At 67.9% G+C, this 22,335-nt stretch carries 24 protein-coding genes and 1 tRNA gene; 8 read left to right on the top strand and 17 right to left on the bottom strand.

All coding sequences use genetic code 11. The features are described from left to right. Positions 1–118: 118 nt before the first annotated feature. Together ACWGO8_RS15420 and zwf are read right to left on the bottom strand one after the other, a co-directional pair. Positions 119–517 (bottom strand): PPOX class F420-dependent oxidoreductase, encoded by a 399-nt coding sequence (locus tag ACWGO8_RS15420; protein ID WP_452043910.1) that lies wholly within the window; start codon positions 515–517, stop codon positions 119–121. A gap of 74 nt (positions 518–591) precedes the next feature. Continuing rightward, entirely contained in the window at positions 592–2,160 is a 1,569-nt protein-coding gene (gene zwf / locus ACWGO8_RS15415; protein ID WP_452043909.1) for a glucose-6-phosphate dehydrogenase, read from the bottom strand. Between the two features lie 119 nt (positions 2,161–2,279). Here zwf and ACWGO8_RS15410 point away from each other — a divergent pair. After that, positions 2,280–2,361: transfer RNA gene (locus ACWGO8_RS15410), tRNA-Leu, on the top strand. Position 2,362: 1 nt separating this feature from the next. Here the strand turns inward: ACWGO8_RS15410 and ACWGO8_RS15405 are convergent. Further along, a complete protein-coding gene (locus ACWGO8_RS15405; protein WP_452043908.1) occupies positions 2,363–3,532 on the bottom strand; it encodes a site-specific integrase in 1,170 nt (389 codons plus the stop codon). Positions 3,533–3,863: 331 nt separating this feature from the next. Between ACWGO8_RS15405 and ACWGO8_RS15400 the strand changes: the two genes are divergently transcribed. Beyond that, positions 3,864–4,181, top strand: a complete 318-nt coding sequence (locus tag ACWGO8_RS15400) for a hypothetical protein (protein WP_452043907.1) — start codon at positions 3,864–3,866, stop codon at positions 4,179–4,181. 502 nt (positions 4,182–4,683) lie between these two features. Beyond that, positions 4,684–5,352: a hypothetical protein gene (locus tag ACWGO8_RS15395; protein WP_452043906.1), complete on the top strand. Its 669-nt coding sequence runs from the start codon at positions 4,684–4,686 to the stop codon at positions 5,350–5,352. 143 nt (positions 5,353–5,495) lie between these two features. Here ACWGO8_RS15395 and ACWGO8_RS15390 read toward each other — a convergent pair whose 3' ends face one another. Continuing rightward, on the bottom strand, positions 5,496–5,891 hold the full coding sequence (locus tag ACWGO8_RS15390; protein WP_452043905.1) for a hypothetical protein: 396 nt from the start codon (positions 5,889–5,891) through the stop codon (positions 5,496–5,498). 525 nt (positions 5,892–6,416) lie between these two features. Beyond that, a complete protein-coding gene (locus tag ACWGO8_RS15385; protein ID WP_452043904.1) occupies positions 6,417–6,680 on the bottom strand; it encodes a hypothetical protein in 264 nt (87 codons plus the stop codon). Between the two features lie 261 nt (positions 6,681–6,941). On the opposite strand from ACWGO8_RS15385, the gene ACWGO8_RS15380 reads away from it, so the two are divergent. Continuing rightward, positions 6,942–8,843, top strand: a complete 1,902-nt coding sequence (locus ACWGO8_RS15380; protein WP_452043903.1) for an alkyl/aryl-sulfatase — start codon at positions 6,942–6,944, stop codon at positions 8,841–8,843. 126 nt (positions 8,844–8,969) lie between these two features. After that, positions 8,970–9,464, top strand: a complete 495-nt coding sequence (locus tag ACWGO8_RS15375; RefSeq protein WP_452043902.1) for a DUF1801 domain-containing protein — start codon at positions 8,970–8,972, stop codon at positions 9,462–9,464. A gap of 245 nt (positions 9,465–9,709) precedes the next feature. Here ACWGO8_RS15375 and ACWGO8_RS15370 read toward each other — a convergent pair whose 3' ends face one another. Beyond that, entirely contained in the window at positions 9,710–10,072 is a 363-nt protein-coding gene (locus tag ACWGO8_RS15370) for a nuclear transport factor 2 family protein (protein WP_452043901.1), read from the bottom strand. 224 nt (positions 10,073–10,296) lie between these two features. Between ACWGO8_RS15370 and ACWGO8_RS15365 the strand changes: the two genes are divergently transcribed. Then, complete coding sequence (locus ACWGO8_RS15365; RefSeq protein WP_452043900.1) at positions 10,297–10,524, top strand: hypothetical protein; 228 nt, start codon at positions 10,297–10,299, stop codon at positions 10,522–10,524. Between the two features lie 43 nt (positions 10,525–10,567). Here the strand turns inward: ACWGO8_RS15365 and ACWGO8_RS15360 are convergent, their stop codons facing one another. Then, the gene (locus ACWGO8_RS15360) at positions 10,568–10,753 is read right to left on the bottom strand and encodes a hypothetical protein (protein ID WP_452043899.1); all 186 of its coding nucleotides are present in this window, start codon (positions 10,751–10,753) and stop codon (positions 10,568–10,570) included. Positions 10,754–10,946: 193 nt separating this feature from the next. Between ACWGO8_RS15360 and ACWGO8_RS15355 the strand changes: the two genes are divergently transcribed. Together ACWGO8_RS15355 and ACWGO8_RS15350 are read left to right on the top strand one after the other, a co-directional pair. Further along, entirely contained in the window at positions 10,947–11,597 is a 651-nt protein-coding gene (locus ACWGO8_RS15355; protein ID WP_452043898.1) for a uracil-DNA glycosylase, read from the top strand. Positions 11,598–11,646: 49 nt separating this feature from the next. Continuing rightward, complete coding sequence (locus ACWGO8_RS15350) at positions 11,647–12,363, top strand: IclR family transcriptional regulator (protein WP_452043897.1); 717 nt, start codon at positions 11,647–11,649, stop codon at positions 12,361–12,363. Positions 12,364–12,378: 15 nt separating this feature from the next. On the opposite strand, the gene ACWGO8_RS15345 is transcribed toward ACWGO8_RS15350, so the two are convergent. From ACWGO8_RS15345 to ACWGO8_RS15300, 10 genes are all read right to left on the bottom strand, one after another. Then, positions 12,379–14,292 carry an FAD-binding monooxygenase gene (locus ACWGO8_RS15345; RefSeq protein ID WP_452043896.1) on the bottom strand — a complete coding sequence of 638 codons (1,914 nt, stop codon included), beginning with the start codon at positions 14,290–14,292 and terminating at the stop codon, positions 12,379–12,381. A gap of 231 nt (positions 14,293–14,523) precedes the next feature. Then, positions 14,524–15,714: a Gfo/Idh/MocA family protein gene (locus ACWGO8_RS15340; protein WP_452043895.1), complete on the bottom strand. Its 1,191-nt coding sequence runs from the start codon at positions 15,712–15,714 to the stop codon at positions 14,524–14,526. After that, positions 15,711–16,127, bottom strand: a complete 417-nt coding sequence (locus tag ACWGO8_RS15335) for a C-glycoside deglycosidase beta subunit domain-containing protein (protein WP_452043894.1) — start codon at positions 16,125–16,127, stop codon at positions 15,711–15,713. Before ACWGO8_RS15335 ends, ACWGO8_RS15340 begins: the two co-directional genes overlap by 4 nt. An 11-nt stretch (positions 16,128–16,138) precedes the next feature. Continuing rightward, positions 16,139–16,939 carry a nuclear transport factor 2 family protein gene (locus tag ACWGO8_RS15330; RefSeq protein ID WP_452043893.1) on the bottom strand — a complete coding sequence of 267 codons (801 nt, stop codon included), beginning with the start codon at positions 16,937–16,939 and terminating at the stop codon, positions 16,139–16,141. Further along, positions 16,932–17,972: a sugar phosphate isomerase/epimerase family protein gene (locus tag ACWGO8_RS15325; protein WP_452044574.1), complete on the bottom strand. Its 1,041-nt coding sequence runs from the start codon at positions 17,970–17,972 to the stop codon at positions 16,932–16,934. The genes ACWGO8_RS15330 and ACWGO8_RS15325 overlap by 8 nt, the downstream gene beginning before the upstream one ends. A gap of 5 nt (positions 17,973–17,977) precedes the next feature. Beyond that, on the bottom strand, positions 17,978–19,078 hold the full coding sequence (locus ACWGO8_RS15320) for a sugar phosphate isomerase/epimerase family protein (protein WP_452043892.1): 1,101 nt from the start codon (positions 19,076–19,078) through the stop codon (positions 17,978–17,980). Then, positions 19,075–19,473, bottom strand: a complete 399-nt coding sequence (locus ACWGO8_RS15315; RefSeq protein ID WP_452043891.1) for a C-glycoside deglycosidase beta subunit domain-containing protein — start codon at positions 19,471–19,473, stop codon at positions 19,075–19,077. Before ACWGO8_RS15315 ends, ACWGO8_RS15320 begins: the two co-directional genes overlap by 4 nt. A 103-nt stretch (positions 19,474–19,576) precedes the next feature. Then, positions 19,577–21,154, bottom strand: a complete 1,578-nt coding sequence (locus ACWGO8_RS15310; protein ID WP_452043890.1) for a GMC oxidoreductase — start codon at positions 21,152–21,154, stop codon at positions 19,577–19,579. Further along, positions 21,151–21,945: a TIM barrel protein gene (locus ACWGO8_RS15305; protein ID WP_452043889.1), complete on the bottom strand. Its 795-nt coding sequence runs from the start codon at positions 21,943–21,945 to the stop codon at positions 21,151–21,153. Before ACWGO8_RS15305 ends, ACWGO8_RS15310 begins: the two co-directional genes overlap by 4 nt. A gap of 15 nt (positions 21,946–21,960) precedes the next feature. Beyond that, positions 21,961–22,335 (bottom strand): nuclear transport factor 2 family protein, encoded by a 375-nt coding sequence (locus ACWGO8_RS15300; protein ID WP_452043888.1) that lies wholly within the window; start codon positions 22,333–22,335, stop codon positions 21,961–21,963.

Genomic DNA, 22,335 nt, shown 5'->3' with positions numbered 1-22,335 from the left:
CAGGGTCGGGCTGACCCTACGAGGATGCCGCCGACGCCCCTGCCGCGTATGGGTAGTCGTTGCTCATTCGAGACCGAGCCGTCCTCGGGGCCCGCCGCGCACGCACACGCCCACGACCTCAGCGCCCGTTGACCTTCTCGACCTGCATCACGAGGATCACGCGGTCGGCCTTGTCGGCCGGCGCCGCGGCATCCGGCTCGCCGTAGCGGTTCGCGAGGTGCACGTAGAAGGCGCCCTCGGGGTCGGGCACGACCTCGGCGAGGCTGCCGCGCACCTCGACGTAGCGGTGCGGGTTCTCGGGGTCGAGCGCCTCGAGCGTCATGCCCGGGTGGTGCTGCAGGTTGCGGAACTTCGCGCGCTTCGTCGTGTGGGTGAAGCGGATGACCCCCGCTTCGCGGTCGAACTCGAACCACATCGGATTCACCTGCACACCGCCGTGCTTCCGGACGGTGGCGAGGTGCCCGTAGACGGGGGCGTCGAGGATGCGGGCGAAGTGGTCGGTGAGTCCGTGGGTCATCCGTCCAGTCAAGCGCACCGCCGCATCCGATTCGTGCACGCGGATGCCGCAGGATCAGCGCAAGGCGGCCCAGATCAGTCGCCCGTCCAGGGCGCGCGCCAGCCGCCGAGGTCGGCGGCGACCGACTCGGCCTCCGGCGGACCCCACGTGCCCGGCTTGTAGGTGTGCACGGGCGGCGGCGAATCGAGCAGCGGCTGCAGCACGCGCCAGGCCGCCTCGACGGTGTCCTGCCGGGCGAAGCGCGGCGTCGCCCCGATGAGGGCGGCATGCAGCAGCACCTCGTAGGGGGTGGGCCCGTCACCGCCCTCGGACGCGAACTCCATGTCGAGCTGGACGGGGCTCGGGAGCGGGGCATCCGCTCGCTTCGCATTGAGCACGATGCGCACGCCGGTGTTCGGGTCGAGCCGGAACACCAGTTCGTCGGGCGCGGTCGAGGCGTTCTGCATGCCGAATCCGAGCTTCGGCGACGGCTTGAAGACGAGTCGCACCTCGGTCTGCGTGAGCGGCAGCAGCTTGCCGGTGCGGATGAGGAACGGGACGCCCGACCAGCGCCAATTCTCGATCTCGAGCTGCAGCGCCGCGAACGTCTCGGTCGTGGAGTCGGGCGCGACGCCAGGGAGGTCGTGGTAGCCCTCGAACTGGCCGCGCACGTAGGTGCGCGGGTCGGCGGGCGCCATCGCGCGGAACAGCGAGGTCTGCATGTCCTGCAGCGTGGTGGGATCGCCGCCTGCGGGCGCCTCCATGGCCATGGCGGCGACGACGAGCATGAGGTGGTTCACGACGACGTCGCGCAGGGCGCCCACGGGATCGTAGAAGTGGCCGCGGTTCTCGAGTCCGAACTCCTCGGCCATCGTGATCTGCACGAACTTCACGTAGTTCCGGTTCCACACGGGCTCGAGCATGGTGTTCGCGAACCGCAGGTAGAGGATCTCCTCGAGGCCCATCTTGCCGAGGTAGTGGTCGACGCGGAACAGCTGCGACTCGTCGACGTACTGGTGCAGGTCGGCGGCGAGCGCGCGGGCCGACGCGAGGTCGTGTCCGAACGGCTTCTCGACGATCACGCGGGCGCCCGTCACGAGCCCGGCGCCGGCGATGCCCTTGACGACGGTGGCGAACAGGTTCGGCGGTATCTCGAGGTAGAACACCGGATGCTGCTTGCCCTCGATCGCGGCGGCGACCTTGGTGAACGTGGCGGCGTCGGCGAAATCGCCCGAGACGTAGCTGAAGCGAGCGGCCAGGCGGTTGAAGACGTCCTCGTCGAGCTGCTCCCCCGTCGCGACGATCGACGTGCGGGCGTATTCGATGAGCTGGTCGACGGTCCAGTCGTCGACGGCGACGCCGACGATCGGCACGTCGAGCATGTTCCGGCGCTCGAGGCGGTAGAGCGAGCGGAACGTCATGACGCGCGCGAGGTCTCCCGTGAGCCCGAAGATCACGAGCACGTCGCCGCGGGCGCCCATCCCGGCCTGTCCGCTGGCGAACATGCGGTCGGTCGGTGCGGTCGCGCCGGGGGTGCCGGCGGGCGGTGCGGCATCTGTGGTCGGGTTGGTCGCCGCTGAGGCATCGGTGGTCGGGTTCGTGGCGGCCGCGGCATCCGATGCCCCTGCTGCTGCCGTGCCGTTCGAAGCATCCGCGTTCGCCATCGTCGCCCCCGTCGCTCGGGCGGGCGTTCAGCGCCCGACCGCTCGTGGCCGATCGTCCCACGGTGCGGGCCGCGCCCGCCAGTGCCGGACGGGGAGACGCCTAGACTGAACGGGCACTCGCGGGAGTGGTGAAATCGGCAGACACGCAGGATTTAGGTTCCTGTGCCTTCGGGCGTGAGGGTTCAAGTCCCTCCTTCCGCACTCAGACGGATGCGCTTACTTCCTTGATATTCAGGGGCAGATGGGCAATGCCGCTGACCTCGACACCGGCCGGTGGCAACGGAATGGCAACAATCGCAGCCGACCGCGCCTTATTGAGGGCAGTCGACACGGCCTCGAGATCCTCGTCGAAGAGGTCGGCGTAGACGTCGAGCGTCATCGCCGCGGAGGCATGGCCGAGCATGCGCTGGACCGCCTTCACGTTCGCCCCCGAGCTGATGGCGAGGCTCGCTGCGGTATGCCGAAGGTCGTGGATGGTCATGCGCTCGAGGCCGGCGGCCGCCAGTGCCCTGAGAAACCAGGACGTGGTGTTGACGCTCGTGTTGGGTCGGTGAAGGTGCCCACCCGTCTCGGCTTCGAACAGGAGATCGTCGGGCAGCCTCCCCTCGCAGAGTCGCGCGATCGGCACCTCCAAGAACTCCGGGAAGGGCACACTTCGGGCTTGGTGCGATTTCGGAGTCCCGACGTGCACTACGCCGCCGATCGCGACGGCGTTCTCAACGACGGACAGTCGCCGGCGCAGCACGTCGGCATCCCGCACCTTCAGCGCCGTGAGCTCGCCCCATCGCAGCCCCGTGTAAGCCAGCAGGTGGACGATCGTGGCGTTTTCTCCCGACGCTTGGGCGAGTGCCTCGACTTGGGCGTGACTGAGGTACAGGCGGCGCTTGGGGACCTTACGCGGCAGGTTCACTCCCCGTGCCGGGTTGGCGGAGATTCTGCGGTCCCTGACCGCAACGTCGAGTATGGCGGCGAGCACACCGTACGCGCGAATCACCGTGGTCGCCTTTCTGGCTCGACCGAGGTCGGCGACCCATGCCTGGACTTCCGAGTGCCGGATGGAACCGACGCTGCGACTCCCCCATTTCGGCTGGACGTGAACTCTCCAGGCCGACTCAACCGTCCGATACGCGGAGTGCTTCATGTGCCCCTGCGAGTCCAGCCACGGTGTGGCCAGCGCGTCGATCGACACACGAGCGGATGCCGCGTCGATGAAGTTGCCTCTCGCCTTGGACACTTCCATCTCGGCGAGATAGAGCTCGGCGTCGCGCTTCGTCCTGAAGCCGCGCTTCTGCCCCTGCTTCCGATCCGGCTTGCGATAGACAACGCGATACCGTCGCCCGGCCGACGTTGCATACGCGTGGATGCTACCCACGGGCGGCGCCTGAATCGAGTCGATCTTCGCGGTCGTTCTTCTCGCTGTCCGTGTCCACGATGTGAGGCTATCGACGCCGGCCGACGCTCCATCCGTCCCGAATTCGCAGCCTGTGAGTAACTTGCCGTCCGTGGCGCCGCAGGGGGTCACTAACCGTACCCCTCAGGGGGTCACTCACCGTACCGCTTAGGGGGACGGTAGGCGTACCTGCAGGGGGACGCTGACCGTACCCCTTAAAGAAACAGGAAGAACAGGAAGAACAGTAAGGAAGCAGTACGTGCGAGGAGGCCGAATAGTGCGACGGGGTGAGGGACGGCTGAGGAACCCGGTCATGCCGAGCATCGCGTCCGACGGGGACCGCCCGATCTGGAATGATAATCCGATGGAACAGCTCATCCCGAAGGTCATGTTCGTGGCATTCGGCGGGGGTTTCTTCGCTCTTGGCCTCTACTTTCTCCAGAATCTGGACACGACGACGGCGTTCCTCAGGAGGCTCGGCGCGACGATCTGGGGCGAACGAATTGCCCGCTTCAGCTATCGCCGCGAGGGGCTTCGTTTCGCCGCCATTTCGTTCGTGATCCTCGGTCCCCTGGTCGTCGTGCTCGGCGTCGTCTCGATCGTCAGTGACCTCGCGGTGCTCGCACCCTAAGGAATTTGCGACCGAGAGGTAGTCCTCAGCTAGCCCTACGGCTGGCGTATGGAGGATACCGAACAGCATGCGGCTCAGTCAGCTCAAACTGGATGCCGATGGGGTCGGTCGCTAGGCCACGCCGAAGGCTCGGAACCGGAAAAGGCGCCATCGGTGGGTGTTCGCTCAACTGTTCACCCGCCGCGAATAGGCAAGCGAAGGAATCACCCCGTTCTTTCCCTGTCCTGCCGCCCTTGCCGCGCTGCGCGCGCTTCCCAACCTCCCCCACTCATCCTTCGTTCTTCATGGGGGAGGTTGGGAAGTAAAGCAGGGGCGGCAGGACAGGGAACGGGGTGGTGGATCAGGCGGCCGGAGAGCGGAGGTGGCGACGTAGAGAATGATTCAGGCGGCGCGACGATGGCGTAAGAGCTCAGGTTTGAGCGAGGATCGACGATGTTGATTGCGGCTGGGCGGTGTCCCGGTCTGAATGCCGGTGTCGCGGTCTGAATGGAGGGAGAGCAGCGTGCCGACGAGCGTGATCGTCCCCGATTCACCAAGTGTGAGCGGTGAGCTCCAGGTATTCCGTTGGACGTTGCGCCGCAATTTCGAAGGAATGAGCTTCGTTTGGACGCCGGGACGCGACGCGAATCCGGGGTTCGACGGCTTCGTGGGCATCGAGCAGTTCGAGGATCAACCCAAGCTCGGCCCGGCTGTGCTCTACGACCGTCCAGTTGAATCCTCGTACACAACTTCCATCGAACAGTTCAAGCGCAATAGGGCCTCGGGCATCGTTCGGCTCGGCTCGCCGAAGAGCGAAGCACTTCATGACCAGTCGTGGTTCCGGCGACCACCGCTGGACCAGGACCGTCTGGAAGAGATACTCGACAGGTTGCGAGCCGAACCGCCGCCTGGCACGTTCTTCGACGAGTACTGGACACGCGCTCAGCTCGAGGAGCGGCACTGGTATTCGGTGCACGGCTTGGCGCAAGGCGGCGGTGGCCTTCGCGAGGTGATCGTGCTTTGCAGCTGTCCGGACGACCCGCCCACCGTGTCTGCTCGTGCGGCGCTTTCCCAGGTCAAACTCGAGCTTGGGTACGACTTCGCAGCCGTCGAGTTGTACCGGACGAACGCTGTGGGTCCGGCTGTCGGTGGCCTCGGTGCCCTTCGCATCGAGCGCAGGATCAGTGACTAGAGCCTTACTGTCAGTTCAGAGGACGACCGTCAGGACAGAGGACGGCGATCCCACTCGCGCTTTACCACGCAACCTTGGCACGACCAGCTGGTCGATCTAACGCCGGCAGGCCCGTCAGCAGCATGACCCCGCAGGCGATGCATTCACGCCGCGCGGTCGGAGCATAAGCGGGACCAGAGCGCGAAAGCCGCCCCGCCGAGGAGTGATCCCATGAGTGCCAGCCACCCGATCGGCTGAAGGTCGCGTAGCAGCTCGTGGGTGAGGAGGCTGGTTACCGCACCACCCACCGCAACCACTCCGATGCCGCCAGCAACACTGGCAACAGTGCGCGAACGGGTCACGCGTAGCGAGATCCGCCTCAGGCCAAATGCGACGCCGAGCGATAAGAAGGCTGTAACAAGGCCGACCGGAACGGCGAGCAACAACGCATATGCCGAAAAAGCGACTGCGAGGACGGGGTCGATTGTGTGGCTTAGCACCTGAACCGTGGCCAACGTGCCAGCGGTCAACACCCCCAGAAGTGCGGTGTATCCGAACACCGCTAGGAGGCTGACGGGGTGCGAAGGTTTCGACGTCGTTGCGGACACCCACACTCCTGTCTGCTGCGCCCTTCCGGCCTGTTCCGGCAGTCTCATTGAGAATCTAGGGCATTGCGTGCGTCCCGCGGAATCCGGGGCATGGCGCAAATACGCTAGCGACGCGGCGACGCCGAGTTCGTGGCAACAAAACGGCAACAACCGCTCGTCAACGAGGCGGTTCCTGCGCATCCAGGAACCCCTCATCCGAGGCGAAATCCGCGGTTCTCGTGCGCCGACCGCAGGTCGCCGCACCACAGATTCGGGTTCAAGTCCCTCCTTCCGCACTCAGGCTTCCGACGGCGAGCGCCCGCCGCTCTTTGTGCGAAGCAGTTGCATTCAAGGAGCCCTCATCGGGCATCTTCGCGGGCGGATCTATTGCGAATCACCACCAGGGGTGAGACTTGCGGGTTCGTGGTGAAACGGCGCCCATCTCGTGGAGCACCGTCGATCGACCGGCTTACGGCCGGGCCCGGCAGTTGTTTTCGGCTACCACGGAGTTCCGCGGTTCCATCCCGGCTTCAGGATCAGCCGGTCGTCGTGGTCGCGGTGCCGGCACTGCTCCGCGAATAACCTGGCCGCTCCCGAATCGGCAAGGAGACCCGAGTATTCCTGATCGCTCAACGCGTAGTACTCCTCGTAGTCAGTCAGGCTGCTCCCAACGGGGATCGAGAGATAGGCAGTAGCAGACTCCTCCTCGACTCCGAGGGAGTAACGATGGGCCTTATCGATGACGGCGTCCACGAACCTCACCCCTTAACGGTACGCGGGCGAAACTCTGCATGCTCGAGTCGGAGTCGTACAGGGATCCGCTTCTGGATAACCGGTGGCGGCCGACTATCGGGCGACCCGTTGGCGCGGCGATGGAATGGGCGTTGGAGTCGCGTAGGGCGTACGGCGCTTCGGCGGGTGTTCGGTCCTGTCGCTCGAGATATGTCTTGATCGACTGTTGAGGCGCCCGTATGGTCAGGCGTGAGTGGCGACGGTGGTTGCCGCAGAGTCGGGGGGATTCTGATGACGTACGAACCGAAGGATGCGACCCGGATCACGGCGGGAGTGAATCGGGAGGCCCGTGCGCTCTACGCACTGGATGACCGGGAGGACTTTGATCTTGCGAATCGGGGTCTGATCGCACCTATCCCTGAGGGAGTTGTGCCCTCCGCTGACGGGAAGATCTCGCTGAATCTGCGCGACTTTGATTACATCGAGGGCGAGAACCCCGACACGGTCAATCCCAGCTTGTGGCGCCAGTCGCAGGTGATCAAGAAAGCCGGGTTGTATCGAGTGGTTGACCGGCTCTACCAGGTACGCAACACCGATATCGGCAATGTGACCTTCGTCGACGGCGACGACGGCATCGTCGTGATCGACTGCTCCGCGAACGTGTCCGCGGCTCGGCAAGCGCTTGATCTGTTCCGGGAGCACGTGAACGACAAGCCGGTCGTCGCGGTGATCTACACCCACACCCACATCGACCACTACGGCGGAGTCAAGGGTGTGATCGATGTCGAGAGCGTCGCGAGCGGTGCTATCTCGATCATCGCGCCCGGAACGATCGCCTCGTTCGACAAGTTCGCGATCGGGGAGAACGTCATCGCTGGGAACGCGATGTCACGCCGAGCCGGCTACGCCTTCGGCAGCCTCGTAGGCCATGGACCTCGCCTTACGGTCACGGCCGGCATCGGCATCGCCTCCGCCGACCACTCCTTGATCTCATACATCTCTCCCACCGACCCGATCACCGCGACAGGCCAGACACGAACGATCGCGGGTCTGACCTTCGAGTTCCTCTACGCGCCTGACACCGAGGCGCCTGAGGAAATGCATATCTGGATCCCCGAACTCAAGGCCCTCACCTGCGCCGAAAACGCCAACCACTCGCTGCACAACATCCAGACTCTCCGAGGGGCACGTACTCGCGATGCCCGCAACTTCGCCCGCTACCTCGACGAGACACTCGTGCGCTGGGGCGACGAGGTCGAGGTGCACTACGGGCCTCACACCTGGCCGGTCTGGGGCAACACGGAGGTTGTGGCCTTCCTCGAATCCCAGCGAGACACGTACAAGTACATCCACGACCAAGCGCTCCGCCTCGCGAACAAGGGGTACACCCCGCTGGAAGCCGCCGAGATCGTGGAGCTGCCCGAGCCTCTTCGACGCAAGTGGCACAACCGCGGGTATCACGGCACCCTGCACCATGACATCCGAGCCGTCTTCACCAAGGAGTTGGGCATGTGGGACGGCGACCCCGTATCGCTGCACCCGCACACTCCCGTCGACACCGCCCGCCGCTACGTCGATCTCGTTGGTCGTGACCGGCTGCTCGCGGAAGGGCGGCGCGCGATCGAGACCGGAGACTACCGTTGGGCGGCTCAAGTCCTCCATCACCTCGTCTTCGCTGACGACACGGACACCGACGCGCGGAACCTGCAAGCGGACGCCTACGAACAGCTCGGATACCAGATCGAGGGGCCCCAATGGCGAGGAATCTATCTCGCTGCCGCCAAAGAGCTGCGTGAAGGCGTCATCCCCGCCGCGTTCGCGACCGCCAGCCCCGACACCATCCTCGCCATGCCACTGGACATCCTCTTCGACTTCGCCGCGGTACATGTCATCGGTGATGCCGCGGCGGACGCGGACGTGCGCATCGACTTCGCGTTCACCGACATCGGTGAGACCTGGACGGCATGGATCCGCAACGGCGTGCTCAACGCCCGCGCCGGCGCATCGCCGTTGACCGAAGCCACCATCTCCGGACCCAAGGCCGACCTCGTGGGTGTCCTCCTCCATCCCGCGGCCGCATCCCAGCTCGCCGCCGCCGGCCGCATCAAGATCGATGGCGATCCGACCTCACTCGAACGGTACGGAACGGTAATCGACGAGTTCGACCCCAACTTCGCGATCATCACGCCGTAGCAGTCAATCGACGAGACCCGTATGCAGTGACACCAGCTTGCGCGCGCCCGCTGAGGGATCCCGCTACGCGCGTTGCGACCGACTTCGGGTGTTGATTTCGACAGCCCTCTTCGCAAGTATTCGCGCATGAGTGACAAGTCCGATTCCGAACAGATCGACGACATCATCGCGCAGCAGGGCGGCTGGAAACAGGAAGTGCTCGTCGCGCTTCGAGCTGCGATCACGGCCGCAGACCCGGCTGCGGTCGAGGTGGTGAAGTACAAGAAGCCCTCCAAACCGGAGGGAGTTCCGTTTTGGACACATGACGGTGATGTCTGCTTCGTCGACGTGCTCAAGAACGCCGTAAGGCTGACGTTTGCGAGGGGTGCCCGCATGGAACGCAGCGATCTTCAATACCCGCCTGGACAGCAAAGTCGTTCGAGCCATCGACTACTTCGATGGAGACCGCGTGGACGAGCCCGCGGTCAGGGCGCTCGTGGCCGAGGCCGTGGAACTCAACGTCGCAACCAGGTGACAGTGGCGGCGGAAGAGGCACACCGGCTACCGGCGGTCCGACAGGCGCCACCTCCCGCACATCTCCACCGCAGTCGAGCTCGACCGTCGGACAGAGGTGACTCGTGAACATGGAAACGGCCCACCAGGCATACGCGGCGCTTGTGAAGGCCGGCCTGTCGCCGGGGTTCCGGGCACGCGGCTGGACTGGATCGGGCGGGAGGTATCAGCTACCGAGCGAGACGCACTGGGTACTTGCGGGTACGCAGAAATCAGCATCCAGCGACCGCGATGAAGTGAGATTCACCGTCAATCTTCTCGTCGTGAGTCGTGACGACTGGTCCGAGATTCGCGATCGTCGAGGCGCAGCAGCTTTACTTCACGACATCCGACAGCAACGTGCGAACGCTGGTGATGAGCCCGTCAACGACAGTAATGACATCGATACCCCGGACGACCGGCGCGCCCATTGGGCCGAACGCCCAAGCGAGGACGCCGATGTCCGTGCCGACATAACGGTTTCCATCTTCGACGAACACGGAGTCGCTGGGAGCACTGGCGAGGAGTGCCGCTGCTTTGGCTTCGACGGCTGACCGCCCTCGTACGGTGCCGTCCGGATCGGTGAAGACGACGTCATCTGAATACACCCGCTCGATCGCTTGGCGCCTCGTGATCGGGTCTCGATTGCCGAACACGTCGTGAAGGTTCGCCGCAAGCAGTTCCGAAACGCTGGCCATCCGTCATCCAATCGGTTCACGCGATCTCGTGAAGAAGTCCAACGCTCCGGCGAGGTGGCGCTATTCCTTCGCGGGCCAGTGCCCAGGCGGAATACTCCGCTCCCTCGGTGTTCAGCCTCTGGGAGAGCGATGGCTTCGGAAACGGAGTCCTCGCCGTCTGGTAGCGACCGGAGCAGACGAAGTCCCGCCACCGACCGTGGTCGTCATCCGGCGATACTGGTTCCATGAACTCGACCCGCGGCGGCCTGCCCCTCCTGATCGGCGGCGTGGTCGCCGCGGTCATGGGCGTGGTGCTGACGGTGTTCGACCAGCCCGCCCTCTGGTACTTCGCGCTGTTCGCCGCGGGCACGGTCGCGGCGCTGGTGGGCGTCGCACGGATGTCGCATGCTCGGGCCCAGCGACGGCGCAGCATCGACGACAGCCAAGAGGACGAGCAGGACACGCCGAGCTGACGACCACTGGACGGCGACGAGCGTCGCCGGCGACGAGCGTCGGTCAGTCGTCGCCCGCCGACGTCTGCTGCGTCACCTCGCCGGTGTTCAGGTCGTCCATCACGGCGGGGATGGACGTCGCGACCGCCAGCACCAGGATCACGGTCGTCAGGAACGCGAGCAGCAGTCCACCGGCCGCTCGGTCGGTGAGCTGAGCGCCGGTGTGGTGGCCCTCCGTCCGTTCGTTCATCGGTGGGTCTCCACTTCGGGTTCGGGGTGACGCGTTCGGGCGACGACGCCGCCCAGTTGATCCAACCCCGTTCGGGGGTCGGGCACGAGCCCTTGACAGACGCGATGCCCGGCGGTTCACCGCTCCCGATTACGGTGGAGGGCATGCGCGCAGGGCATCCGGCATCCGCCGAACGCGAGCGAGGAGCGCCCACGTGACCGACGCGGCGATCGAGGCCTTCGTCGAGCGTGTCGCGGACGCCGCGGCCGGGCCGAACAGCGCCAACATGTTCGACCGGTCCGATCCGGCGAATGCGGCGCGGCGGCGCAACCTCACCCGGTACCTCGAGCAGCTCGCCGACCACGGCGCGACGACACTCCTGGTCGGCGAGGCGCCCGGATACCGCGGGATGCGGATCACGGGCGTGCCGTTCACGAACACGGCGATCCTCGCCCGTGGCATCCCGGAGTTCGGCCTGCTCGGGACCGCGAACGGCTACGAGTTGCCCGACCCGTCTCCCGCGGTCGCCCTCGAGCCGACGGCGACCGTGATGTGGACGACGCTCGTCGAGCTCGACTTCGTGCCGGTGATGTGGAGCGCCTTCCCGCTGCATCCGCACCGGCCCGGCGAGCCGCTCACGAATCGGAAGCCGACCGCTGCCGAGACCGCCGCCTGGACGTGGTCGTGGCAGGAGCTCGAGCGGATCCTCCCGATCGAGTCCGTCGTCGCGGTCGGCAACGTCGCCGCGGAGGCCCTCGCGCGGGCGGGCCGCTCGGTGCCCCGCGTGCGTCACCCCGCGCACGGCGGCCGCGCCGAGTTCACGCGCGGGCTGCGCGAGCTGCTCGACGATGGCGTGATCCGGTAGCGCTGTTCTAAAATCGAACACGCCGTTCGACTACCGAAGCAGGAGCCCGATGCCCGCCGCCACCGACGAGACCACGCCCGGCACCCAGTCGCAGACGCTGTCGCGCGGCATCCGCGTGCTCGAGATCCTCGCCGACGCGCGCGAGCCGCTCTCGATCGACGAGCTGGCGCACCGGCTCGGCGTGCACCGCTCGGTCGCGTACCGGCTGCTGCGCACGCTCGAGGCGCACCGCCTCACCGTGCGCGATGCGCGCGGACGCATCACGCTCGGGGCCCGACTCGCAGCACTCGCGGCGGGCGTCGCGCACGACCTGCAGGCCGAGGCGCTGCCCGAGCTCACCGCGGCGGCGAACGACCTCGGCATGACGTGCTTCCTCGCGGTGCTCGACGGCGACGAGATCGTGACCCTCACGAGCGTCGAGCCGCGCCACGCCATCGCGTCGGTCGCGCAGCGTCCGGGCACGCGGCACTCGATCGGCGTCGGCGCGCCGGGCAAGGTGATCCGCACGCTCACGCCGCAGGGCGAGTGGGGCGAGGTGGATGCCGCGCACCGGGCGGAGCTCGAGGAGGCCCGCACGCAGGGCTACGCGATCAGCCACGACGAGGTCATCCCCGGCCTGCGGTCGACGGCCGTGCCGCTGGCGCTACCGAGCGGACAGCCGGCCGCACTCGCAGTCGTCTACGTGTCGAGCGGCCGCACCGACCCCGAGATCGCCGAGCGGCTCGCGGGCGCGTCGCGGTCGATCCGCAGCGCCCTCGGCGCTTGAAGATCGAACCCTCGCTCACGCGGTCGCCGGCTGCGCCTCCTTCGCCGACAGGATCGGCCGGAAGAACGCCGCCAGCTCGTCGGTCGCGGCGAGCGGCAGCACGTTCGCCACGTACTGGTCGGGGCGCACCACCACGACGGCTCCCCCGCGGTCGATGCCGCGCTGCTCGAACACGTCGTCGGCCGGGTCGGCGGCGTACACCTTCTCGTAGTCGGTGAGCTCGAACGGCCCGCTCGTCGGCAGGAACGCCTTCGGCACCGCGCCGAGGTCGACGTCGGTGTAGGCCTGCTGGTAGACGACCTTCACGTCGAACCACGCGTCGCGGTCGGCTCCCTCGGGCGTCGCCGCGAGCGGCGAGTCGGGTGCGTTCGCCAGCCACTCGGCGAAGAGGGCGACCGCGGATGCCTCGCCCGCGCGAGCCGCGTCGGCGAACACGTAGATGCGCCACCGGCCGTCGGCCGTCGCGTGGTGGCCGAGGTGCACCGGGTTGCCGTCGCACACCCGCGTGACCATCGCAGACTTGAACCGCTTGCCGATCGGGTAGCCGTCGGCGAGCGCCTGGTGCTCCCCCGCCCCCACGATGAGCGACGGCGCGTACTGCGTCATGAAGCCGGCCGGGAACTCGAACGTCGCCGCGTAGAACTCCTCGAGCTCGTCGGGCGACGAGAACTCCTCGGGCTTCTTCGCCATCATCGACGACCACTGCTTGTCGAAGTCGATGAGGCTCTGCGCCACGACCTGGCGCTCGGCGGAGTACGTCGCGAGCAGCGCCTCGGGGGCGCGGCCCTCGAGCACGTGGCCGAGCTTCCAGCCGACGTTCCAGCCGTCCTGCATCGACACGTTCATGCCCTGGCCGGCCTTCGCGCTGTGCGTGTGGCAGGCGTCGCCGGCGATGAACACGCGCGGGGTGCGGGTACCCGCGGCATCCGTCTCGACGTCGTCGAACCGGTCGGTGAGGCGGTGCCCCACCTCGTAGACGCTGTGCCACGCGACGTCCTTCACGTCGAGCGTGTAGGGGTGCAGGATCTCGTTCGCGCGGGCGATGACCTGCTCGATCGTGGTCTGGCGCACGTGGTGGTGGTCGTCGAGGGGGACCTCGCCGAGGTCGACGTACATGCGGAACAGGTAGCCGCCCTCGCGCGGGATGAGCAGGATGCTGCCGGCCTCGGACTGGATCGACGCCTTCAGGCGGATGTCGGGGAAGTCGGTGACCGCGAGCACGTCCATGACGCCCCACGCGTGGTTGGCCTGGTCGCCGGCCATGTGGCATCCGATCGCCGAACGCACCCGGCTGCGCGCGCCGTCGGCGCCGACGACGTACTTCGCGCGCACGACACGGGGCTCGCCCGCGTGCTCCCCCGCCGTGTGCACGAGGTGGACCGTGACGGGATACTCGGCGCCGTCGGCCTCGTCGGCGACCTCGAGACGCTCGAACTCGTAGCCGTAGTCGGGCTTCGCCCGCGTGGGCGACTTCGCCATGACGTCGCCGAAGTAGTCGAGCACGCGCGCCTGGTTGACGAGGAGGTGCGGGAACTCGCTGACCCCCGCGGGGTCGTCTGGGGTGCGCTTGACCCGCACGATGCGCGACGGGTCGGCGGGGTCGGGCTTCCAGAACACCATCTCGGTCTGCCAGAACGCCTCGGCGATGATCTCCTGCGCGAACCCGAACGCCTGGAACGTCTCGACGCTGCGCGCCTGGATGCCGTCGGCCTGCCCGATCTCGAGCCGGCCGGGGCGACGGTCGACGATGCGCGTCATCACGTCGGGGAACTGCGACAGCTGCGCCGCGGCGATCATCCCGGCAGGGCCGGCGCCGACGATGAGCACGTCGACCTCGTCGGGAAGCTCCTCGGGCCGGTCGAGGCCGACGCCCGCGGCGGGCTTCACCCGGGGATCTCCGGACACGTAGCCGTGGTGGTGGAACTGCACGGGCTCTCCTCACTCCATCGTGTGGCGGCGATCTGTGTTCGATTATCGAACATGACATTCACATATCGCGCAGTTCGATGGTAAAGCCCGTCACCGTGTCGAGCAAGCCGAGCGGATGCCGCGGCCGCGGACCCCGCGCGGCATCCGCTCGACCCGGTGAACGCACGACGAAGGGCCCCGGTCCGCCCAGAACCGGGGCCCTTCCTCGCGCCGCATGGCGCGTGCCGGATGCTACGCGGCGGGCGTCAGTGCTCCGCTGCCCACGCGCACCCAGGCGGACTCGTGCTCCGAGCTCTGCTCGACCGCGGCGAGCACGCGCTGCACCTGCAGGCCCTCGGCGAACGTCGGATGCGGATCGACGCCCTCCACGATCGCCTCGACGAGGTCCTTCACCTGGTGCGAGAACCCGTGCTCGTAGCCGAGCATGTGCCCGGCGGGCCACCACGCGCCCACGTACGGGTGCTCGGCTTCCGTGACGAGGATGCGCGTGAAGCCCTGCGTCTGGTTCGGCTTCGTGCGGTCGTAGAACGAGAGCGTGTTGAGGTCCTCGAGGTCGAACGCGAGCGCGCCCGTGTCGCCCGAGACCTCGATCGAGAGCGCGTTCTTGCGCCCGGTCGCGAACCGGGTGGCCTCGAACGAGCCGAGCACGCCGTTGTCGAACCGCCCGGTGAAGATCGCGACGTCGTCGACCGTGACCTCGCCGTACCCGGCGGTCGCCGTGCCCGAGAGGCCCGATCCGCTGCCGAGCAGCGGTCGCTGCTTCACGATCGTGTCGACGACACCCGACACGCGCTCGAGCTTCAGCCCCGTCACGAACTGCGCGAGGTCGATCGCGTGCGCGCCGATGTCGCCCAGCGCGCCCGACCCGGCGTGCTCCTTCTGCAGGCGCCATGCGAGCGGCATCTCGGGGTCGACGAGCCAGTCCTGGCGGTAGCTCGCGCGAACCTGCGCGATGCGTCCGACGGCGCCCTGCGCGATGAGGTCGCGCAGGAACGTCACGGCCGGCACCCGCCGGTAGGTGAAGCCCACCATGGCACGGATGCCCCGGGCGGCCGCGCGAGCCGCGGCATCCGCCATCGCCTCGGCCTCTTCGACCGTGTTCGCGAGGGGCTTCTCGCACAGCACGTGCTTGCCCGCGTCGAGTGCGGCGATCGCGATCTCGGCATGCGAGTCGCCCGGCGTGACGATGTCGATGATGTCGATGTCGTCTCGGGAGATGACCTCGCGCCAGTCGGTGGCCCACTCGGCCCAGCCCCACTTCGGCGCCGACTCGGCGACGGTCTCGGGGTTGCGGCCGACGATGACCGCCATCTCGGGCTCGGCGGGGAGGCCGAACACGCGCGGCGCCGTGCGCCAGCCCTGCGAATGCGCCGCACCCATGAAGCCGTGGCCGATCATGGCCACGCGGAGCACGTCGTTCATGCGAGCACCACCGCTCGTTCGACGGGCACCCGATTGGTGACGTAGCGACCGGGGCCGCCGTCCACGCCCGGCATGATCTGCATGTAGAGGAGGCGCATGGTCAGCACGACCTCGACGGTGAGCTGCTCGTCGCGCTCGGGGACGCGGCCGAGGTCGATCAGCACGTCGGGACGGTCGGCGACGAACCAGAGCGTGTCCCACTGCTCGGGCAGCTCCTCGATGCGGTACTCGCGGCCCGCCAACGCGAAGCGCAGCCGATCCTTCGGGATCGCCTCGCCGTCGACGGTGACGGCGACGTCGTCGACGGCCGAGAGCCAGAGGCTGCGGTACCAGGGCAGCTGCACCGAGACGGCGATGCCTTGCCCGGTGCGGCGGACGTCCTGCTCGGAGAAGAGCGAATTGTGCGTGGCCATGGTTGCCTGCCTTACTTGAACGTGTCGGTGAACGTCTCGTGCGGCACGGGCGGTGTCGGGTCGAGCGTCTGACGGGTCGAGGGGTTGTACGGGTGGTACTCGGTCGGCACCGGCTCGTCGGCCGGCGGCATGAAGACGGGCTTGCCGTCGTCGCCGAAGTACATGAGGTCGAGGTCGAAGGCGGCCTGGTTCTTCTCGCCGAAGCTGATCCAGTCCTCGTGGAACGGGGCGCGCGCGAGCTCGTAGCAGCGGAACTTCCAGATCTTCCACTCGCCGTCCTGGCGGAGGAAGTCGATCGCGTACTTGCACCACACCCAGTGCGCCCAGACCTTCTTGCCTTGCACTTCGCCGGGCGAGTACATGTCGGGGAAGGCCGTCGCGACCTCGGGGTCCGTGAGCCCCGATTCCGTGCCGGCCATGATCCACACGCCCTTCGCCGTCTCACCGTCGGAGGCGACCTCGATGACCGGCGTGGTCGTCGCGTGCAGGATCAACTTGCCGACGGGCGTCGGCCGCCCCTTGTGGTAGCGGATGACGCTGTCGTAGTCGGTGTACTGGCCCGCGTTCGTGTACCGCGCACGGACGCCGGGCGTGCCGCGCTTCACCCAGAGCGGGATGATCTGCTCGTCCTGGAAGGCGTTGTGCAGGTACATGTAGCGGTTGAAGAGGTTCTCGACGTCGCCCCGGTCGGCGGCACGGCGGGCGAGCCGGGTCGCCTCCTCGACCTGGTCGCGGAGCCGGTCGATCTCGGCCTGCAGGTCGGCGACGGATGCCTCGGCCACGGTCGCTGAGCCTGTCGAAGCGTCAGACATGGGCGGCCTCCTTCGCGGCGACGGTGTCTTCGATGGCGCGCCGCATGAGCGCGTGCTGCTTCTTCACGAGGTCGATGGGGTCGGCTTCGCCGAGGTCGGCGAATGCGTGGCCCTCCCACTCGCTGGAGAGGTAGCCCGTGTAGCCGCCGTCGACGAACTGCTTCACGATGCGCGGGATGTCCATCGCCGGTTCGTCGCCGTTCGCGTCGATGTCGTAGAACTTCGCGTGCACGTGGAAGATCTGCGGCATGATGTCGAGCCACTCCTCCGGAGGCACGAGCCCGTGCATGTTGAACGCGAGCCGAGTGAACGGTCCGAAGGTGAGCGGGTCGACACCCTCGCCGGTGAGGTAGTCCTCGAACTTCTGGTTGCGCACGTGCATGGGGGTCGGCTCGTGCCAGATCTCCTCCATGACCGGGAAGTGCTTCTCGTCCATGCCCATCTGGTCCAGCGTTCGCAGCAGCATGGGCGAGAGGCTGTGCATGGTCGACGAGAAGTCGGCGGTGAAGCCGAGCCGGTCGCTGCCGAGCTCCTCGTACAGCTCGCGGATGGCGACGACCTTCGGATCGTTCGGGCCGGACGGCGCGTGGATCTCGTAGCCGAGCTTCTGGTCGTACTGCTCGGCCAGGGGCAGGAGGCTGCGGAGCAGCTCCTTGCCGGCCGAACGGATGACGACCTTCGTGAAGCCCAGGGTGTGGGCGGTCTCGAGCTGGCGCGCGAGGAAGTCGTGCTCCTCGTCGGGCGTCATGTCGCGGTCCTTGCGGCGGCCCATGTCGAGGTTGGTGCCGACGGCGCTCGCCTCGAGGCCGTACTTCTCGAGCGAGTCGAACCAGAGCCTGACGAAGTCGGCATCCACGTCGGGATACGTGCGCAGCAGCTGGGCGATGTTGAACTCGACGCCCGGGCCGATGCCCTCGTCGTGCACCGCCTTGATGAGCGTCTCGGGGGTGTAGAGCCCCGCCGCGAACTCGCTGGTCATCGAGTACAGGGTGGTGCCCAGCTTGATGCCCGTTCCGGCGATGCCGTCGGTGATGTCGGTCATGCCTGGACCGCCTTCCTGAGATGGGTGTCGAGGATGCGCCGCGCCTCCGCGGCATCCGTGATCATGCGCGAGCCGGCGTCGTTCGCCGCCGATCGCTGCACGGCCTGCTCGGCCGCGATGATGTCGAACGGGCTCTGCCAGGAGTTCCAATGCCAGCCCTCGTACTCGCTAGAGATGGCGCCCGAGTAGCCGTTGTCGACGAGGAGCTTCACGAGGTCGCGCACGGGAACCGAAGGCTCCTCGCCGCGCTCGTCGATGCCGAAGAACTTGCCGTGCACGTGCCGGATCCAGGGCATGATCTCGAGCCAGTCGTCGACCCGCGCCGGGCCGAACAGGCCCGTGCCGTTGATGCCGAAGTCGATGCCGAGGTCGGGACGTCCGTTGCGGGCGGCGAGCCCGATGAACGCGCCGAACCGCTGGCCGTGCTCGGCCTGGTCGGCGGGTGGGCCCTGCTCGTAGAACGTGTTCCAGAGGTCGACGACCTGGGCGAGCAGCTCGTCGGAGGCGCCGCGTCGGCGGTACGCCTCGAGCAGCGACGGCGCGAAGCCGGTGACCGTCGCACCCCAGTCCATCGTGAAGCCGAGGAACGGCGAGCCGACCTGCTCGTAGCGGTCGCGCAGCGCGAGGATGCGCGGGTGCGACGCGTACTGGTCGGCGTGCACCTCGAGCGCGAGCGTGACGCCGTACTGCTCTGCGATCGGCGCGAGCTGCTCCATCGAGTCGGGCGTCAGCGAGATCTGCACGCGCGCGATCGGGAAGCCGAGCTTCGCGGCCGCCTCGACCTGGCGGCGCATGTACTCGATGAGCTCGTCCTGCGTGAGCAGGCGGTCGCGGTGGATGCCGATGTCGGCGTTCACCGCAAGCGACGTCGTGACGAGGCCGACCTCGTCGACGAGGTCGCGGAACCAGCCCGCGAAGCGGTCGTCGATCTCGGGGAAGCCGCGGAAGCTCGAGAAGCCGATGATCTCGAGGCCGGGGCCGTAGCCGTCGGCCGCGACCTTGCGCACGAGGCCCTCGAGGTCGTACTCACGGCCGTGGAACGCGCGGGTGAAGCTGTAGAGGGTGACGCCCTGCACGGGCGTGCCGAGCCGGCTCATGCCGCCACCGCCTTCATGGTCTTCGTGTCGTGCTCCTCGATGTGGAGCACCTCGTTCTCGCCGATGACGATGTAGGGGATGTAGAGCGTGAGGTCGACGTCGACCTCGTGGTCGGCCTCCCCCGAGGCGACGGGCACGTCGCCCGACAGCACGACCGAGTCGGTGGGGAACCACCACTCCTCGGTCTCGTCGACGAGCTCCTCGAAGGTGAAGGTGCGGCCGTTCATGGTCCAGCGCAGCGAATCCTTCGGGGCGGCGACGCCGTCGACGCGGAGTCCCGCGCCGGCGATGCACGATCCGGGCAGCGCCCGGTACCACGGCAGGCGCACCTCGACGGCGCTGCGGGCGCCGTCGGTCGTGAGCGTGCCCTGTTCGATGATGCGGTCGGGGATCACCGGGACCTCCTCGTCAGTGGCGGATGCATCCCGCCGGACTTCTTTGTCATGATTTCCTCATTCTAATGTCTGTTTTAGACATAAGCAACATTTCGCCTTCGATTCAGGCGGATTCGGGGGCGAGATCGCTCGCGATCCTGCGTGCGCCCCGGATGGCCAGCGCCACGCTCGTGAGCGTGGGATTGCAGGCCGTGGCGGTCGGGATGACGCCGTTGCCGCCGACGAAGACGCCCGGCGCGGTCCAGACCTCGCTGTCGGGACCGCACACGCTCTCGCCGTCGTCGACCGCGCCCATGCGCGTCGTGCCCTGGTAGTGCAGGGATGCACCGAGCGGCATCGTGAACGGGCGCGGATCGAGCGGGTCGCCGACGGCGGCGCCGAGCCGCACGATCTCCTCGCGCGCGCGCTCGATGACCTCGTGGTCGCGCTCCGTGAGGCGATAGTGGATCCGCATCGCCGGCAGGCCGTACGCATCGGTCGCGTCGTCGGCGAACTCGATGCGGTCGTCGCGCTGCAGGTCCTTCGCGCAGAAGAGGCCGAGCCCGACGATGGAGCCCGGCACGACCGGATCGTCGACGGCGAGCGGCACCGGCGACGCGTCCAGCTGCATGATCTGGCCGTGGAAGGGCACGTCGTCGGTGAACGGAACCCAGCTGACGCCGCTCTGCTCGCTGAGCGCCCCCTCGGCGGCGACCTGCTCGCGGGCGCCGTGCGCGCCGTTCGACTCGGGCACGAGTCGCTCGGCGTCGCGGATGCGCGACGCGAACACCACTTGTGCCTGGTCGTTGAGGTACCGGCCGAGGGCGTCGGGGCGGATGCCCGACGCCCACAGCAGCTGCGGCGTGCGGAGCGCGTCGGCCGCCACGACGACGGCGCGGGCGCGCACCCGATGCGTCTCCCCCGTCCGGACGTCGCGCACCTCGACGCCGGCGGCCCGGCCGTCCTCGACGAGCACGCGCGTGACGAGCGACTCGTCGACGAGGTGGAAGTTCGCGTTGGCGCGGGTCGCGTCGCCGAGCACCACGTCGGAGCCCGACCACACCAGGCGGCCGTCCTCGCGGCGGTGCACGGCGAGCGGCATCCGCTGCACCTGCGTCGCGGGCACGCGGCCCTCGTCGACGGCGGCGGCGAGCCGCTCGCGCACGACGGCGCCGAACGGCGACCCGTCGAACGCGTCGGTCGTCACGCCGAGGAGGCGGTCGGCCTCGCTGAGGAGGTCGTCGAGGTCGGGCAGGAAGGCGATGCGCTCGCTGCCGCCCGGCCGCGGGCACGCCGCGGTCCAATGCGCGGCCATGCCGCCGACGTTCGTCGACATCGCGGCGACCGGCAGGCCGTCCTCGCCGGGGAACGCGTAGCCGTCGGCCAGGAGGAAGGTGCCGGGACGCGCGCGGCGCTCGCCGCTCTTCACGGCGCCCGGGGAGTTCACGGTGTCGGCGCCCGCACCCGGACCCTCCGACGCGCGCTGGGCCGCGGCACGGCGGTCGGGGTCCTCGATGTTCTTCACGTGCGCGCCGGGCGGGTCCGACACGGTCGGTCCCGCCTCGAACATCGCGATCGTCAGGCCGGGCGCCTCCTCGCTGAGGATGCGCGCATACGCGGCACCGGTCGGACCGCTGCCGACGATCGCGACGTCGACCGCGTCAGGGTAGCGCGCCGCGCGTTCGAGGTCGGTGCCGCTCATGCCGAGACCGACAGTTCGCGGATGAGCGCGACGGATGCTTCGGACTCCTGCGTCGGGTAGTACTCGAGTCCGATCGGTCCGTCGTACCCCGAAGCGCGCAGGATGCCGAGGCGCTCGACCCAATCGAGCGACCCGGACCCGGGCTCTCCGCGGCCCGGAGCGTCGGCGAGCTGGACGTACTTGACGAGCGTGCCGGCGTTCGTGAGCTCGGCCGCCATGTCCTCTCCCTCGACGGCCGAGTGGTAGATGTCGTACAGGACACCGAAGTACGGCGAGTCGACACCGCGCGCCACATACACGGCCTCGCTCGTGCGGTCGAGCAGCGAGCCGGGATGGTCCACCCGGATGTTCACGGGCTCCAGCACCAGCGTGATGTCGGAGCCATCGATCTGCGCGATCGCCTTCCGGTAGATCTCGACGAGCTCGTCGAGCTGGGTCTGGCGCTTCGCGCCCCCGAAGCCCGTTCCGCTGCCCACGACGATCCGCGGGCAGCCGAGATCCCGGGCGATCTCCACGCCCTCGTCGAGCTTGCGATAGAACTCGGAGTGGTCCTTCGGCGGGATCATGAACTGCGTCCGCGGCTCCGAGAGCTGTGCGGTCAGCTGGGTGCCGGTCTCGACGAGCGCGGCCTTGAGCGCCGGGAGGTCCTTCGGCTTGGCGGGGGCGTCCACTCCCGTGGGGCCCCACATCTCGACGGCGTTGAAGCCGGCGGCGGCGGCCGCGCGCACGCGGTCGTGGTAGTCGCCTGCCTCGGTGAAGAGGAGTTCGATGTTGGGTGCGAGTCGGTACACGTGCGTCTCCTGGGTTCAGAACATCGGGTGGTCGTGGGCGGCATGCACGGGGACCTGCTGCAACACGTCCCAGTGCTCGACGATCCGGCCGTCCTCGAATCGGTAGATGTCCGCGACCGCGGCGTCCGGAGCGCCTGGTCGGGAAGCCTTGACGTGCACCATCGCGAGGTCCCCGTCGACGAGGATCCGCTGGACCTCGAACGCGGCGTCCGGCGAGTCGTCGAACTTGGGGGTCAGCATCTCGATCGCGGCGGCGGGCCCGTCGGCGATCGTCGGATTGTGCTGGCGGTAGTCGTCCGAGACGAGGAAGGCGAAGGCATCCGCTACGCGCTTCTGCGTGTAGAAGAGGTCGACGAACGTCTCGAACGCCGCCCGGTGGTCGGCGTTCAC

The sequence above is a fragment of the Agromyces sp. NPDC055661 genome, from assembly GCF_053618135.1.
This window is presented reverse-complemented; position numbering and strand designations above follow the sequence as displayed.

Excerpts from the sequence above, each read along its gene's own strand:
- ACWGO8_RS15330 (WP_452043893.1), bottom strand. The coding sequence starts at position 16,939 with ATGTCTGACGCTTCGACAGGCTCAGCGACCGTGGCCGAGGCATCCGTC.
- ACWGO8_RS15320 (WP_452043892.1), bottom strand. The coding sequence starts at position 19,078 with ATGAGCCGGCTCGGCACGCCCGTGCAGGGCGTCACCCTCTACAGCTTC.
- ACWGO8_RS15340 (WP_452043895.1), bottom strand. The coding sequence starts at position 15,714 with ATGAACGACGTGCTCCGCGTGGCCATGATCGGCCACGGCTTCATGGGT.
- ACWGO8_RS15335 (WP_452043894.1), bottom strand. The coding sequence starts at position 16,127 with ATGGCCACGCACAATTCGCTCTTCTCCGAGCAGGACGTCCGCCGCACC.
- ACWGO8_RS15420 (WP_452043910.1), bottom strand. The coding sequence starts at position 517 with ATGACCCACGGACTCACCGACCACTTCGCCCGCATCCTCGACGCCCCC.
- ACWGO8_RS15380 (WP_452043903.1), top strand. The coding sequence starts at position 6,942 with ATGACGTACGAACCGAAGGATGCGACCCGGATCACGGCGGGAGTGAAT.
- ACWGO8_RS15310 (WP_452043890.1), bottom strand. The coding sequence starts at position 21,154 with ATGAGCGGCACCGACCTCGAACGCGCGGCGCGCTACCCTGACGCGGTC.
- ACWGO8_RS15400 (WP_452043907.1), top strand. The coding sequence starts at position 3,864 with ATGCCGAGCATCGCGTCCGACGGGGACCGCCCGATCTGGAATGATAAT.
- ACWGO8_RS15365 (WP_452043900.1), top strand. The coding sequence starts at position 10,297 with ATGAACTCGACCCGCGGCGGCCTGCCCCTCCTGATCGGCGGCGTGGTC.
- ACWGO8_RS15375 (WP_452043902.1), top strand. The coding sequence starts at position 8,970 with ATGAGTGACAAGTCCGATTCCGAACAGATCGACGACATCATCGCGCAG.
- ACWGO8_RS15350 (WP_452043897.1), top strand. The coding sequence starts at position 11,647 with ATGCCCGCCGCCACCGACGAGACCACGCCCGGCACCCAGTCGCAGACG.
- ACWGO8_RS15370 (WP_452043901.1), bottom strand. The coding sequence starts at position 10,072 with ATGGCCAGCGTTTCGGAACTGCTTGCGGCGAACCTTCACGACGTGTTC.
- zwf (WP_452043909.1), bottom strand. The coding sequence starts at position 2,160 with ATGGCGAACGCGGATGCTTCGAACGGCACGGCAGCAGCAGGGGCATCG.
- ACWGO8_RS15360 (WP_452043899.1), bottom strand. The coding sequence starts at position 10,753 with ATGAACGAACGGACGGAGGGCCACCACACCGGCGCTCAGCTCACCGAC.